General features: G+C 61.0%; 13 protein-coding genes. 3 read left to right on the forward strand and 10 right to left on the reverse strand.

What is annotated here, in order from left to right; translation table 11 throughout:
• Positions 1-1,068, forward strand: coding sequence for an efflux RND transporter periplasmic adaptor subunit (locus tag AAC029_RS05830; protein ID WP_339745033.1), 1,068 nt, complete (start codon positions 1-3; stop codon positions 1,066-1,068).
• 121 nt (positions 1,069-1,189) lie between these two features.
• Entirely contained in the window at positions 1,190-2,569 is a 1,380-nt protein-coding gene (locus AAC029_RS05835) for an aspartyl protease family protein (protein ID WP_339745036.1), read from the forward strand.
• Here the strand turns inward: AAC029_RS05835 and AAC029_RS05840 are convergent.
• The 7 genes from AAC029_RS05840 to AAC029_RS05870 are packed head-to-tail and all read right to left on the reverse strand — an operon-like array spanning position 2,550 to position 8,713.
• A complete protein-coding gene (locus AAC029_RS05840; protein ID WP_339745038.1) occupies positions 2,550-3,935 on the reverse strand; it encodes an L-serine ammonia-lyase in 1,386 nt (461 codons plus the stop codon). The two genes, AAC029_RS05835 and AAC029_RS05840, sit on opposite strands and share 20 nt — an antisense overlap.
• Before the next feature lie 36 nt (positions 3,936-3,971).
• A complete protein-coding gene (locus tag AAC029_RS05845) occupies positions 3,972-4,232 on the reverse strand; it encodes an Lrp/AsnC ligand binding domain-containing protein (RefSeq protein ID WP_339745040.1) in 261 nt (86 codons plus the stop codon).
• Between the two features lie 49 nt (positions 4,233-4,281).
• Positions 4,282-5,886 (reverse strand): AMP-binding protein, encoded by a 1,605-nt coding sequence (locus AAC029_RS05850; RefSeq protein WP_339745042.1) that lies wholly within the window; start codon positions 5,884-5,886, stop codon positions 4,282-4,284.
• 39 nt (positions 5,887-5,925) lie between these two features.
• On the reverse strand, positions 5,926-6,318 hold the full coding sequence (locus tag AAC029_RS05855) for a RidA family protein (RefSeq protein ID WP_339745044.1): 393 nt from the start codon (positions 6,316-6,318) through the stop codon (positions 5,926-5,928).
• Positions 6,318-6,731 (reverse strand): thioesterase family protein, encoded by a 414-nt coding sequence (locus tag AAC029_RS05860; protein WP_339745046.1) that lies wholly within the window; start codon positions 6,729-6,731, stop codon positions 6,318-6,320. Before AAC029_RS05860 ends, AAC029_RS05855 begins: the two co-directional genes overlap by 1 nt.
• Positions 6,731-7,903, reverse strand: coding sequence for an acyl-CoA dehydrogenase family protein (locus tag AAC029_RS05865; protein ID WP_339745048.1), 1,173 nt, complete (start codon positions 7,901-7,903; stop codon positions 6,731-6,733). Before AAC029_RS05865 ends, AAC029_RS05860 begins: the two co-directional genes overlap by 1 nt.
• Positions 7,904-8,713, reverse strand: coding sequence for an enoyl-CoA hydratase family protein (locus tag AAC029_RS05870; RefSeq protein WP_339745050.1), 810 nt, complete (start codon positions 8,711-8,713; stop codon positions 7,904-7,906).
• 213 nt (positions 8,714-8,926) lie between these two features.
• Between AAC029_RS05870 and AAC029_RS05875 the strand changes: the two genes are divergently transcribed.
• Positions 8,927-10,030, forward strand: coding sequence for a DUF2855 family protein (locus tag AAC029_RS05875; RefSeq protein WP_339745052.1), 1,104 nt, complete (start codon positions 8,927-8,929; stop codon positions 10,028-10,030).
• 66 nt (positions 10,031-10,096) lie between these two features.
• Here AAC029_RS05875 and AAC029_RS05880 read toward each other — a convergent pair whose 3' ends face one another.
• The 3 genes from AAC029_RS05880 to AAC029_RS05890 all read right to left on the reverse strand — a co-directional run bounded on the left by AAC029_RS05880 (position 10,097) and on the right by AAC029_RS05890 (position 14,827).
• Positions 10,097-11,473: a hypothetical protein gene (locus tag AAC029_RS05880; RefSeq protein ID WP_339745054.1), complete on the reverse strand. Its 1,377-nt coding sequence runs from the start codon at positions 11,471-11,473 to the stop codon at positions 10,097-10,099.
• 304 nt (positions 11,474-11,777) lie between these two features.
• Positions 11,778-12,536, reverse strand: a complete 759-nt coding sequence (locus AAC029_RS05885) for an SDR family oxidoreductase (protein ID WP_339745056.1) — start codon at positions 12,534-12,536, stop codon at positions 11,778-11,780.
• The gene (locus AAC029_RS05890; RefSeq protein ID WP_339745058.1) at positions 12,533-14,827 is read right to left on the reverse strand and encodes a bifunctional salicylyl-CoA 5-hydroxylase/oxidoreductase; all 2,295 of its coding nucleotides are present in this window, start codon (positions 14,825-14,827) and stop codon (positions 12,533-12,535) included. Before AAC029_RS05890 ends, AAC029_RS05885 begins: the two co-directional genes overlap by 4 nt.
• Between the last annotated feature and the right edge of the window lie 11 nt (positions 14,828-14,838).

Below are 14,838 nucleotides of genomic sequence, written 5' to 3' on the forward strand. Positions count from 1 at the left end.
ATGTCGATCTCCATTCAATCCCGCGCGGCGCTTGTCGGCCTTGCCCTGACCGTCTTCGCTTCAATGCCCGCTCATGCCCAGACCTCCCCGCCGCCAGCGGTCGTGCGCAGTGCGACCATTGTCGAACGGGACATGGCGCGCACCATCACCACGCCCGCCAGTGTCGTGGCCCGCAATGATGCCCGTATCGCGGCAGAGGCCTCCGGCCGCATCACCTTCATTGCCGAAGCGGGCGACACGGTCGAGGCCGGTGGTCTGATCGCGCAGATGGATGATCGTCAGGCCCACATTGCCCTGGACGAGGCGAGGGCACGTCAGGCCCGCGCTGCGGCGAACAGCGAATATCAAGCGGCCGAAGCGACGCGTTTTGAAAGCCTGGCGCGCAATGGCACCGTGCCGCCAACGCGCCTGCGTGAGGTGGAATTGGCCCGCGATCTGGCGGTGCAGGATGTCCGCGAGGCGCGTTCCGCCGTGTCGCGCGCCGAGTTGGAGCTGGAACGCACCCGGATCCTCGCCCCCTTTGCTGGCCGCGTCGTGGAACGCCTGATCCAGGCCGGCGAACTCTCCGCGCCGGGCCGCGATATAGCCCGGCTGGTGGATATTGATCACAAGGAAGCGGTTGCCCAGGCACCCGTTGCCATTGCGCCCTATCTCAGCCTTGGCCAGCAGGTCGTGCTGACGATGGGCGAGGGCCTCAGCACCAGCGCGCCGATCCGCGCCATCATCCCGGTTGGCGATGCGGTGTCGCGCACTTTTGAAGTCCGCATTGATCTGGCCGGCTCAGACTGGATTGTCGGATCAGCAGCGCGCGCCGCTTTTCCCGCCGAAACCCCACGCACGCAATTGGCCGCGCCCTATGACGCGGTGATCCTTCGCGCCAACGGTGCGTTTGTGTTCACGGTAGATGCCGAGAATATCGCGCATCAGATCCCGGTCATCGCCGGAGTGCGCGATAATGGCTATATCGCCATTTCCGGCGCCATCGAGGTTGGCGAGCGAGTTGTTGTCTCCGGTGCCGAAACGCTCTCCGACGGGCGCGAAGTTCAGGAACTGGGGGAAGACGCCTGATCCGGCCTCAGCACTCGACCACATTGACCGCGAGACCGCCCTGGCAGGTCTCCTTGTATTTTCCTGCATGTCGACGCCGGTTCGGCGCATGCTCTCGATACCCTGGTCGAGTGAGACCTTCATGTCCGCCGAGGTCGTCCCCATGGCCGCGCTGAGCGTCCTGGCTCCGTCCAAAGGGTTCGCACGCCAGAGACAAGATGCTAAACTCGGCAAACATCTCCGGTCAGCGAGGGGTGATATTCGCCCGACCGGAGCGCGAAGCGCCAACCGGGTGAGGCAAAAGCAAATGATCAGGGCTTTCGGTGTATTCCTCTGCTGGGCAATGGTCGCGGCCCCGGCTTCGGCCCAAAACGCCGACCTCGGACGCCTTCTAGCGGCGCCGATCAGGATCGAGCGGGCAACACCGGTGACCGCGGTGCCGCTCGAGCCTCGGGGAAACATCCTCTTCGTGCAAGCCTCAGCGAACGGCGAGACTTCCGAATTCATCCTCGATACTGGATCTCCGACCGTCCTGTCGCGCGAATTCGCCGAATCCCTGGGCTTGGAAGTAGTGGCGCAAAATACCGGGCGTGATGCCAACGGCACGGAGATCACGATGGATTTCGCCATCCTCGACACGCTGACCCTTGGCACGGCCGTGTTTCACGACGTTCCAGTCCTGATCCATGATTTCAGCGGCCTGGATATGGGCGCCTGTCTGGTGAGTGCGGGCATACTGGGCTCCGAACTCTTTCCTGGCAGCGCTTGGCGGGTCGATACCGAAGCCCGGCAATTGACCTTCGCGGCAAGCCTCGATGAGATGGCTCCGATCAACCCGGTCGTGACCACCCACCTCTATGATTTTGGCTATCCGCACGCGCCGATCATCGATTATTCGGTCGGAGATGTGTCAGACAAGGCTTTGTTTGATACAGGTAATTCGGCGTGGGTGACGCTGTTCAGCGAGGTGGCCGAGACGGCCTCAGTTCAGCAGGAAATCCCGCGCGACACGATTGTCAACGGAACCGGATTTGAGGGCGAATCCGCCGGCGGGCGGGGTGAAGCCGGTGCCTTGACCTGGTTCACCCTGCAGAACTTCCGTTTAGGTCACGACTCGCTCGGCGCGGTCCGCGCAACGTCGCGCGCTGTTCCCCCCACGCTGGTGGGTTACGGGGTGCTTTCCTCCTATGTCGCGACGATGGATTATCCAGGCGAGCAATTCCTGCTCGAGGTGCGAAATGTGCCCGCGTCGGCCCGCGAGGAGCCCGGCTACTCGCTCGCCCTCATTGGTGACCAGGTAGAGGTGGTCCAGCTTTTCGATGGGTCAGCGCCCGCCAATGCGGGCCTGAGACTGGGCGATCAGGTCACCGCGCTGTCGGGGCAATCCATGATCGTAACCGAGGAGAATCCGAAATGCAGCGTCGCGAACTATCTGATTGAAAGCTTCGACGGGTCGCAGGCGGCAGACTTGACCGTGGTACGCGACGGAATCACCAGCACCATCAGCATTCCACAACATTGACCGCGAGACCGCCCTGGCTGGTCTCCTTGTATTTTTCCTGCATGTCGACGCCGGTCTGACGCATTGTCTCGATCACCTGGTCGAGTGAGACTTTCATGTCAGCCGAGGTCGCCCTCAGTGCCAGGCGTGCCGCATCGATCGCCTTGATGGCGCCGATCGCATTGCGCTCGATACAGGGAATTTGCACCAGTCCGCCGACCGGATCGCAAGTCAGGCCGAGATTATGCTCCATGCCGATCTCGGCCGCATCCTCGATCTGGGCGTTATTGGCACCCATCGCTGCAGCCAGCGCCCCGGCGGCCATTGAACAGGCAACGCCAACCTCGCCCTGACAGCCCGCTTCAGCGCCGGAAATCGAGGCATTTTTCTTGTAGAGCGCACCGATTGCCGCCGCCGTGAGGAAGAAACGCTGCAGCGCTTCATGGTCGGAGGGATTGCGGTGATAGCGGTCGAAATAGCGTGCCACGGCAGGGATGATACCGGCAGCACCATTGGTGGGTGCGGTGACGACGCGGCCGCCGGCGGCGTTTTCCTCATTGACCGCCATCGCCCACAGATTGATCCAGTCCATCGCGACCAGCGGATCATCGGCCGGGTCAGTCTGTTCGCCGATCAAATCACGATAGAGTTTCGGCGCGCGGCGCTTGACCTTCAGCCCGCCGGGCAGGATGCCGTCTTCGCGCAAGCCACGATCGATGCAGGACTCCATGGTGCGCCAGATCGTCTCAATCCCGGCATGCACCTCGGCTTCGGTGCGAAAGGCGCATTCATTGGCCAGCATGATGCGGAAGATGGAGAGGTTTTCGCGCTCGCCAATCACCAGCAATTCCGCGGCGGAGTCGAACGGGTAGGGCTCGCCTTCCTTGACGTCGGCGGCGGAATTGCGGCCAGCCTCGTGCTCGTCAATCACGAAGCCACCGCCGATCGAATACCAGATTTCCTCGAGCAGGACGGTCTCATCGTTTGCCAAGGCTCGGAACTTCATGGCGTTGGAGTGGAAGGGCAGGCGGATATCGCCGCGAAACTGCAGATCGCGCCGCTCTGAAAACTCGATATTTCGGCCGCCGGGCAAATTGAGCCGATGTTCGCTGCGGATCCGCTCCAGCCGCGCCGGAATCTCAGCCGGATCGACCTGAGACGGATCGCAGCCCTCAAGCCCGAGCAGGATCGCCTTGTCGGTGCCGTGGCCAAGCCCTGTCAGGGCGAGCGAGCCATAAAGCTCGGCCTCAAGACGTGCAATCGCCGCCTCGCCATTGCGCTCGATCACGCGTTCAACGAATTGCCGCGCTGCCAGCATCGGCCCGACCGTGTGGGAACTGGACGGTCCGACGCCGATTTTGAACAGGTCGAAAACACCAAAATGCATGAGAAATAAGCCCGATGGGCACGGCGAGCCCTGGCGTCAGCCGAGACCGCGATCGCGCGTGAATGCGTTGAAACAGATAATGGTCTGGGTATCTTTGATGCCGGGGATGGTTTGGACTTTCTCGTTCACGAAACGACCGATATCGCCATCATCCTCGATCCCGAAATGTGCCAGCAAATCAAACGCGCCAGAGATGGAATGCACCATCGGCGCTTCATCGAGCTTGTCGACCAGCGAGGCGGCAACATCATAGGTGTGCCCCAACTCGCATTTGATGAAGACGTAGAATTGGCGCATAGCGGACTTCCTTCCCAATCATCGGATTCGCAGCGAGCCTAATACCAAGCTAGCGAAGTCTGAAACGTTGAATCTTCCCGGTCTGGGTCTTGGGCAGTGCGGTCAAAAATTCAATCGCCCGTGGGTATTTATAGGGGGCGATGGCGGCTTTGACGTGATCCTGCAATGCTTTCACCAGTTCCGGCCCGCCGTCTTGCCCCTCGACCAAGACGATGAAGGCCTTGACGATGGTGCCGCGCTCAACATCTGCCGCTCCGACAACCGCGCACTCCAGCACCGCCTCGTGTTGAAGTAAGGCCTGCTCGACCTCTGGTCCGGCGATATTATAGCCGGAGGAGACGATCAGATCGTCGGCGCGAGAGACATACCAGAAATAGCCTTCGCCATCGCGGCGATAGAGATCGCCGGTAATGTTCCAGCCGTTCTGGACATAGGTTTTCTGGCGTTTGTCGTCGAGATAAAGACAGCCCGTCGGGCCCTTGACCGCCAATCGTCCGATCTCGCCGTCCGTCACCGGGTTGCCATCGTCGCCGACCACCCGCGCCTGATAGCCCGGCACAGGCTTGCCCGTCGCGCCGGGCCGGACATCGGCGCCAGCGGCGGAAATGAAGATATGGATCATCTCCGTCGCCCCGATGCCGTCGATCAGGCGGATACCGCTCAACGCGTGGAAGGCGTCCGATGTTGCTGCCGGCAAGTGCTCGCCAGCCGAAACACCCTTGCGCAGGCTGGAGAGGTCGAAACGCTCCCACAAGCCCATCAACGCCCGATATCCGGTCGGCGCGGTGAACAGTGTGGTGACGCCGAAGCGCTCGATTGTCTCGCACAGCGCTTCAAAACCGGGCCGGTCGGGCAGGGCCGCCGCGAGGCCTGCACGGGCGGGGAACACGACGCATGCGCCCAGCCCGAAGGTGAAGGCGAAGGGCGGTGTTCCGAGATAAATCTCGTCAGGGTCGGGGTTCAGCACGCTGGCTGCGAAGGTGTCGGCCATTGCCAGAACGCTGGAGTGAAAATGGGCGCATGCCTTTGGCTCGCCGGTCGTGCCCGAGGTGAAGGCGAGCAAAGCGATATCGTCGCGCGCCGTGTTGGCGGCTTGGAAATTGACTGGCTTGGTCGCCATGGCGTCCGCAAGATCGCCCCCAGGCCCCCAGCAGGCGATGCGGTCGAGGACAGGCTCCTGCACCGCCGCTTCGCGCACCGCAGCCACCGGCGCGGCATCACACAGGGCGTGGCTGACCTGGCCCTTGGCGATCACCTTGGCGATCTCGCCGGCGCGCAGCATCGGCATGGTCATCACCGCGACACCGCCCGCCAGGATGACGCCATACCAGCTGGCGATCAGCTCGATTGAATTGGCACCGTGCAGCAGGACGCGATTGCCTGGCACCAGACCCATATCCGTCACCAGAACATGGGCGATCCGGCTCGCGTCTGCGCGCAAGTCTGACCAGCTGATATTTCGCGCTGCCGAATAAATGGCGGTCTTGTCGCCAAGCCCGTTTTCAATATTGGCATCAAGCAGTTCAGCGGCGCAGTTCAAGCGATCCGAATAGGTCAGTTGCGGCAGGTCGAAGCGGAAATCGGGCCAGTCGGCGGCGGCGGGCAAATGCTCGCGGGTGAAGGCATCGACATGGCCGCTGGTCTGCATCGTCATGACGTCCTCCCCGACGTGTCCGACTTATAAAGCTCAGATTTAAAGCGGTATCACCGCTGTGGTCTCAATCTCGATTTTGGCACCCGGCTCGATCAGGCCGGCAACGATCACAAAGGCCATCGTTGGATAATTGCGCCCCATCAAGGCCTTCCAGCTTGCGCCAATGGCAGCGCTGGCCGCGTTATACTCGTCCCGGCTGGTGATAAAACCGGTCATGCGCACGATATGCTCTGGTCCGGCACCGGCTTCGGCCAGCACGGCGAGCGTGTTCTCGAGCACTTTGTGGAACTGGGCCGCGAAGTCATCCGAGACGATGACGCCCTGCTCGTCCCAGCCGATTTGTCCGGCGACATAGATCTGGCGGCCGGTGACGGCGATGCCGTTGGAATAGCCTTTCGGACGCGGCCAGCCGGGTGGCAGCAGGATCTGCATCACTTGACCTCTTCGAAAGTGAGCATTCTGGCCCGCATGACCTCCGGAATCCGCACCGGAACATGCTTGTCCATATCGATATAGACCAGCACCAGATCGGCGCGGATCCGGACCACATCCTCGTGCCAGGCCTCGATTTTCAGCTTGAATGAGCTCCGTCCGACCTCGGTGACCACCAGTTTGAAAGCCAGTTCGTCGTCAAGCCGGCTCGGGGCTTTGAAATCGACCTCGATATGCGCCAGCGGTATGGCGTGATTGCCCTGCACGATCATGGCGTCGAAACCATGCTCCAGACCGGTCTCGAACCAGTCTTCGACGCAGGCATTGATCATCTCGAAATAGCGCGGATAGAAAACAATCCCCGCCGCATCGACATCAGCAAAGCGGACGCGGCGATCAACCCGAAATACCATTATTTCCACTCCGATAGATGCTGACGGGCGATGACGAGTTTTTGCACTTCCGACGCGCCCTCATAAATCCGCAAGGCCCGGATTTCGCGGTAGAGCGCCTCCGGCACTGAGCCCTTGGTAACGCCGAGGCCGCCGAATATTTGTACCGCCGTATCGATGGCCTTCTGGGCCGCTTCGGTGGCGTAGAGCTTGGCCATGGCGGCTTCGCGAGTGATGCGGGTGGCACCCGTGTCCTTGGTCCAGGCGGCGCGATAGATTAAAAGCGCGCAGGCATCGATATCGAGCGCCATTTCCGCCAATTGCGTCTGCACGCCCTGCTGATCGGCCAGCGTCGCCCCGAACAGTTTGCGCGTCGTGGCGCGGCCTGTCGCCTCGTCCAGGGCGCGGCGGGCAAAGCCCAGTGAGGCTGCGCCAACAGTGGAGCGGAACACATCCAGCGTCGCCATCGCGATCTTGAAACCCGATCCCGATGCGCCGATCAGGCTTTCCGCCGGCAAATGGCAATCCTCGAACACCAGGCGGGCGAGGGGATGCGGCGCGATGGTCTCGATCCGCTCGGCAATTTTGAGGCCGGGCGTGTTGGCGTCGAGGATGAAAGCGCTGAGGCCACGCGCGCCTGTCGCCTCGCCGGTACGGGCGAAGACGACGTAGAAATCGGCGATCCCGCCATTGGAAATGAAAGTTTTTTCTCCGTCGAGCCGCCAACCATCGCCATCGGGTGTGGCCGTGGTCGCGATGGCGGCGACGTCGGAGCCGGCCTCGGGCTCGGTCAGGGCAAAGGCGGCACAAAGCTCGCCACTGGCAACGCCGGGCAGCCAGGCCTGCTTCTGCATCTCTGTGCCGAATAGCGAGATCGCGCCCGAGCCCAAGCCCTGCATCGCAAACACGAAATCGGCCAGACCGCAGCGATAGGCGAGGTGTTCGCGTATCAGACAGAGCGAGCGAACATCCAGCGTCTCGGTGACGCCGCCATAGGCAGCGGGCACGCAATAGCGCGTGAGCCCAGCTTGTCCGAGTTGCGTCCGGATGGTCAGGCAATCCGCATCGACATCGCCATGGTCGGCAAAGCCGTGATCGCCGAATTGTGCCTTGGCCCAGCTGCCCGCCCGCGCCGCCAGCTCGCGATGGGCATCATCGAGGAAGGGCCAGTCGAGATAGGTCCGGTCGGCCATTCAATTGCCCTCGAAGACGGGTTTTTGCTTGGCGACGAAGGCCGTGTAAGCGCGCTCGAAATCCTTGGTCTGCATGCAGATTGCCTGCGCTTGGGCTTCGGCCTCGATCGCCGTGTGCAGGCTCATATCCCATTCGGCGTTTAGCTGGTTCTTGGTCATCGCATTGCCGAAATTTGGGCCCGCGGAGATCCGGGCCGCCCAGTCATTGGCGGCCGTCATCAGTGAATCTGCGGGAGTGATGCGATTGTAAAAGCCCCATTTTTCGCCTTCTTCAGCCGACATGGAACGGCCAAGATAAAGAAGTTCCGAGGCGCGGCCCTGGCCGATGAGGCGCGGTAGCATGGCGCAGGCGCCCATATCACAGCCGGCCAAACCTACCCGGTTGAACAGGAAGGCGCATTTGGCTTCCGGTGTCGCGATGCGCAGATCCGACGCCATCGCCATGATCGCGCCGGCGCCGACACAAACGCCGTCAATCGCGGCGATAATCGGTTGTGGGCAATCGCGCATGGCTTTGACCAGATCACCGGTCATGCGCGTGAAATCGAGCAGTTCCGGCATTTCCATCCCGACCAGTGGCCCAATGATTTCATGCACATCGCCGCCGGAGCAGAAATTGCCACCGGCCCCGGTGATGATGATGGCCTTCACCGATTTGACGTAGACGAGGGCGCGGAACATGTCGCGCAGCTCGGCATAACTCTCGAAAGTCAGCGGGTTTTTGCGTTCGGGCCGGTTGAAGGTGACCGTGCCAATCCCGTCGGCGAAGGACCAGAGATAATGCGTTGGTCTATAGGTCTTCGGGTCCATCAAGATTGATCCCTGTATTGCCGGCCGGCGCGAGGCGTGGCCATTCCCGTTCCACCCGTGATTCCGGGGTGATGACCCCAAGACCTACGACGCCGTACGCGTAGCGTCCACTGCTGGGCTCGCACCTGTCACGCTGTCGCAGAAACGGATTGGCCTCGGGCGGTGATTTGGTAGAGACTGGGTCTGCCCGTCTTTTCAAGCTGTAAGGTCATCATGAACGCTCCCATCACGATCTCCCGCCTGTTCACCGACAAATCCGAGCTTGGCCACACTGAGCTGAGAAACCATCAGCAAGGCGCGCTGCAGGACGGCGAGATATTGGTTGAAATCAAGAGCTTTTCGCTGACGACGAACAATATCACCTATGCCGCCTTTGGCGATGCGATGCAGTATTGGAACTTCTTCCCGACCGGGGAAAAGGGCTTTGGGCATATGCCGGTCTGGGGCTTTGCCGATGTGGTGGCGTCCAATACCCGCGGGATTGCTGTTGGGGAACGGTTTTATGGTTATTACCCTATCGCCAGTCATCTGGTGATGCGCCCCGGCCGGATTTCGCCGCGCGGCTTCTTCGATATTGCCGATCACCGGCTCAATCTGGTCTCGGCCTATAACCAATACAGCCGCTGCAGCGAAGACCCCGTCTACCGGCCCGAACGCGAGGCTTTGCAGGCGCTGTTCCGGCCGCTTTTCGTTACCGCCTTCATGCTGGCCGATTATCTCGAGGATAATGACTGGTTCGGGGCCGAGCAATTGCTGCTTTCCAGCGCCTCGAGCAAGACGGCCTACGGGACCGCTTTTTGCCTGCTGAGTGAGGACCGGGTGAAGCTGACGGCGCTGACATCGACGCGCAATGAGGCATTTGTGCAGGGGCTGGGCTGTTACGAGACAACGGCGCTGTATGACGGGATCGAAGGGCTCGATGCCTCATTGGCGACGGTCTATGTGGATTTTGCCGGCGATGCCGGCTTGCGGGCCCGAATCCACCATCATTTTGGATCGTCGCTGATGCATGATTGCGTTGTCGGCGCGGCCCATAATGCGCCGCACAGCAAGCCGGTCGACATGCCGGGGCCGGCCCCGAAATTCTTCTTCGCGCCGGACCAGATCGCCAAGCGCAACAAGGATTGGGGGCCTGACGCCTTCAATGCCCGCTTCAATACGGCGCAGGAAGCGTTTTTCGAACAGGTCGGTTCGGCCGATCCGGCCTGGATGACGGTCAAGACCGGGCATGGTTTCGAGGCGGCGCAGGCGGTGATCGCGACGCTGGTCAAATCTGGCGGCGATCCAGCGATTGGTCACATGATCGAGCTGGATTGAGGTGAGCGCGATTGGGTGTCGTGTCCGAGTGAGAGTGCGGCGGTCAATTTGGGTGGTCGTATGACGCTAGCGTTCATGGGTTACCAGGATATCGAGAAAACGTTCGGGTGAACTGGAGCCCAAGACACGGTCACGCAACCGGTCCATCTCTCTGAAATCCGGTTCAAAATATCGGTTTAAGGCTCGCATGACGATATTATCGTATCGTTCGTTTCCTTGTTCGAGCAGGGCCTGCGCCTGAGGCGCGCCAAATTCCTCGCCAGTCAATAGTTCGAGGTAGATCGGTATGTCTCGCCGGAATTCGGTGACCTGGTTCAGGCTTCCATAGGGTGGGTAGATGCTCTGAATCAGCATCAGAAAATCTGCACTGCATCCTGATGGCGTGTTCGCTGCGGGCTCGGCGAATTGCCAACCTGAACCATGTGCCAGGATGCCAATCGCGTCGTACTCTTGTGGGTATTCCCGACGAATATCCTCGATGATGGACGCACAACCATCCCTTATTTCCGCACCATTACCGGCGGGCACGAAAACGTCGACATTCTGGCTGGCATGCGTGTACGCACGCCAATCCAACCCGACGCTCTGGCTGGCCTCGGGCTTGTTCTGGCTTATAATCAGGGCGAGATGGTTCACGGGTTCACGCGGCAGTGGTGGCTCTGCGGAGCCTGAGGGGACAGGTAATAACGCACCCTCAGGTATATCATGCCTTTGGCATTCGACCCCGGACCGGGACGGTCGGCCGAGGACGCGGACGCGTGCCTCGTCAACGGCCTCCTGATTGCTTCCCTCCACGGATAATGGGCGCACAAATGAACTCGATGGTTCGGAATTCTCGGTCGGCTCTGCAGCCGGGCGCGCTGTGATCCGGAAGAAATCCACCATTTCGCCGTCAGAACTCACGCGCAGATGAACGAGTTGCCGATCATATTTCTGGTTGCGGGGCCTCAGGCACGGCTCAAGAATATCGCGAAAGCTGGCATCTTCCACATCCACCAAAATGAAGCGCCGGCCATCCAGAAAGTGCTCCAGCGCCAGGAAATGGAATCTCGCGCTGACCGGGTAGTCAAGATAGACATCGTATTGATCAAACGCGGCCCTCAGAAGGGGCGCTCGGTCCAATGTGCCTTTATCGCCCGCAGCGAGCGCGACCCTGTCGAGTGGTGGTGACGCGCGGCTGGCACAGCTGAGTGGCGAATCATCCGACGCGAGGCAATCGACGCTGATGACGGCACTGGTCGGCGGGTTGCGGATGTTGGCTGGAATTCGGGCATACTGGTGCCGACGATGCATTGTGGTCGATTGTAAATCAGGCCCGAGGAGAACGAGTTGATTCGTTCCTTGAGCCCATTCCACCTGAGTGAAATAGCAGGCCTCAGGAAGTCCCTGTGCCTGCAAGTGACCCATTGGCAGGAAAAAAATTATTACCGCGAATAATCTCATAATTGCCCAACCAGCTACCTCAGCGCTGCAGTCTGACCTGATGCAAGCTCGTAGTGCAATTTTGAGTTACAGTTCTCCCACAACTCCAATCGGTACCGTACTGACTGTGGAATCCACCCGATGTAACATCCGGAACAGAGGGGGCCGTGCGATCGTCAGCCGGAGATCCGAGGGCCGGTAGGACCACGCGCTGAGTGACGACACCTGGAGCCCGACACTGCCGGATACCCGAACCAGGCCACCCGGCATGATGCACGACCCGCCCACACCGACGGCGGCCTCTGGCTGAAAACCGCTGTTATGGTTAAATTGCGCCACCGGAAATCGTAATCGCTTGTCCTGACACAGATTTACTCAGCGGCGAACACAGCCAGGTGACGGCTTCGGCGACTTCATCGGCTTGGATCAGACGGCCTTGCGGATTGGTCTTGGTCAGCTCGGCCAACGCGTCTTCACGCGAACGGCCGGTCTTGGCCATGATATTGGCGACCGAATTATCGACGATGGCGGTCTCGACATAGCCGGGGCAGACCGCGTTCACGGTGACCGCCGTCTTGGCATATTCCAGCGACAGCGATTTGGTCAGACCGACCACGGCGTGTTTTGAGGCGACATAGGGCGCGATATAGGCGCCGCCGCGCAGGCCGGCAATCGAGGCGATATTGACGATGCGGCCATAGGGCGCTTTGACCATCCCGCCCATCACCGCCTGGGTGCAGCGCACCAGACCTTCAACATTGACCGCCTGGATATGCTGCCATTCCTCCATTGAGGTGCGGTGGAAGGCGCCCGCGCCGACAATGCCGGCATTATTGACCAGGATATCGATCGCACCGCCTGCGCTCGCCTTGGCGAACGCCGCCTCGACACTGGCGGCATCGGTGACGTCGAGCTGGATCGCTTCGGCACCGGGGATGGATTTGGCGGCCGATTGCAGCCGCACCAGATCGCGACCCATGATAACCACGTGGGCACCCTCGGCAGCGAGGCTCTTGGCGCAGGCGAGGCCGATGCCGGTGCCGCCGCCGGTGATAACGGCGCGATGTCCTGTCAGCTTGCTCATGCTTGGGGTGTCCCTTCGGCAGCACGCGCGAGATTGCGCGTCAATTGTTCAAAACCGGCCTGATATTGCGGCGGTACATGTACGCCATGATAACCCAGTTCGGCCGCCGCGCGCAGCGTCCACATCGGATCGATCAGATGCGGACGCGCCAGAGCGACCAGATCGGCGCGGCCGGCGGCGAGGATCGAATTGACGTGATCGGTCTCATAGATATTGCCGACGGCCATGGTGGCGCAGCCGAGTTCATTGCGGATCTGGTCGGAAAACGGCGTCTGGAACATGCGGCCATAGACTGGCCGCGCCAGCGGCGAAGTCTGCCCGGCCGAGACATCGATCAGATCGGCACCGGCATCACGGAAGGCCTGGGCAATCGCAACGCTATCGGCCTCTGACAGGCCATCATCGCCAAGCCAGTCGGTGGCCGAGAGCCGCACCGCCATCGGACGGTCGGCCGGCCAAGCGGCGCGCATGGCGGCGAAGACTTCGAGCGGGAAGCGCAACCGGTTCTCGACCGATCCGCCATACTCGTCGCTGCGATGATTGGAGATAGGAGTGAGAAAGCTGGAGAGCAGATAGCCATGGGCGCAATGCAGCTCGACCATGTCGAAGCCGGCATCGAGCGCGCGATGGGTCGCGGCGACAAAATCTGCCAGCACCGCATCCATATCCTTGCGGCTCATCGCCTGCGGTGTCTGATTTTCTTCGCTCCAGGCAAGGGCTGAGGGGGCGAGCAGGGGCCAATTGCCCTGGTCCAACGGTACGTCATAGCCCTCCCAACCAATTCGGGTGGAACCCTTGCGGCCGGCATGGGAGAGCTGGATCGCCATTTTGGCGCGGCTTTGCGTATGGGCGAAATCAGTGATGGCGCGCCAGGCGGCAACGTGCGCGTCGTTATAGAGGCCGGTACAGCCTGGTGAGATGCGGGCATTGCGGCTGACATCGGTCATTTCGCTATAGACGAGGCCGGCGCCGCCCAAGGCCCGGGCACCATAATGGGCGCTGTGGAAAGGGCCGGGCAGGCCATCCTCGGCGGAATACATGCACATCGGCGAGACGACGACGCGGTTCTCCAGCCGCATGCCGCGCAGCTCGAACGGCGCAAACATCGGCGGACGCGCATCGGATTTGGTGCCGCGCGTGGCCTTGCCGGTAAACCAGCTCTCGACGCTGGACAGCCAGTCGGGGTCGCGCAGGCGCAGATTCTCATGGCTGATGCGTTGCGAGCGGGTCAGCAGGGAATAGGCGAACTGCTTGGGCTCGAAGCCGAGATAGCGGCCCAGATGTTCAAACCATTCGGTCGAATTGCGCGCCGCGCTTTGCAGTTTGAGCACTTCGACGGTGCGCACCGCTTGATAATCCTTCAAGCCTTCTGCCACCGGCTGATCGGTGCTGGTGAGGACATCGGCGAGCATGATTGCGTCCTCGATTGCCAGCTTGGTGCCGGAACCGATCGAGAAATGCGCCGTATGGGCGGCATCCCCGAGCAGAACGATATTGTCATGCACCCAGCTTTCACACAGCACGCGCGGGAAATTCAGCCAGGCCGAGCCGCGCAAATGCCGCGCATTCGACATCAGCTCATGGCCATCAAGCCAAGGCGCAAACAGGGCCTCACTGGCCCGGCTGCACTCATCCTGGTCCATCTCGCCGAAGCCCAAAGCGTCCCAGGTTTCCGGTGCACATTCGACGATGAAGGTCGAGGTATTGTCGTCAAACCGGTAGGCATGGGCCCAGACCCAGCCATGCTCGGTTTCGACAAAGATAAAGGTGAAGGCGTCGAACACCTTATTGGTGCCAAGCCAGACGAATTTATTGCGGCGCACCTCGATATCCGGTTTGAAACTGTCGGCGAACCGGGTGCGGATCTTGGAATTCAGCCCGTCCGAAGCGACGATCATGTCGGCGTCGCTAAAGCGTGACAGATCATCACCGATCTCGGTCTCGAAATGCAGGCCGACGCCAAGCTCGGCGGCACGTTCGTGGAGTATGTTCAAAAGCTTCAGGCGGCCAATGCCGCAAAATCCATGGCCGGTCGAGGTCTCGGTAACACCCTCGATGATGACATCGATATCATCCCAATGGGCCAAGCTGGCACCGATGGCGCGGGCGCTGACCGGATCATTGCGGCCGAGATTTTCCATCGTCTGGTCGGAGAAGACGACGCCCCAGCCAAAGGTATCGCCGGGCCTGTTGCGCTCATAGACATCGATGACGCAATCGGGATCGCGCAATTTCATCGAGATCGCGAAATAGAGACCGGCGGGGCCGCCGCCAATACAGGCAATTTTCATGTTCGCAGCCC

The sequence above is a fragment of the uncultured Maricaulis sp. genome (assembly GCF_963975345.1).
GTDB lineage: Bacteria > Pseudomonadota > Alphaproteobacteria > Caulobacterales > Maricaulaceae > Maricaulis.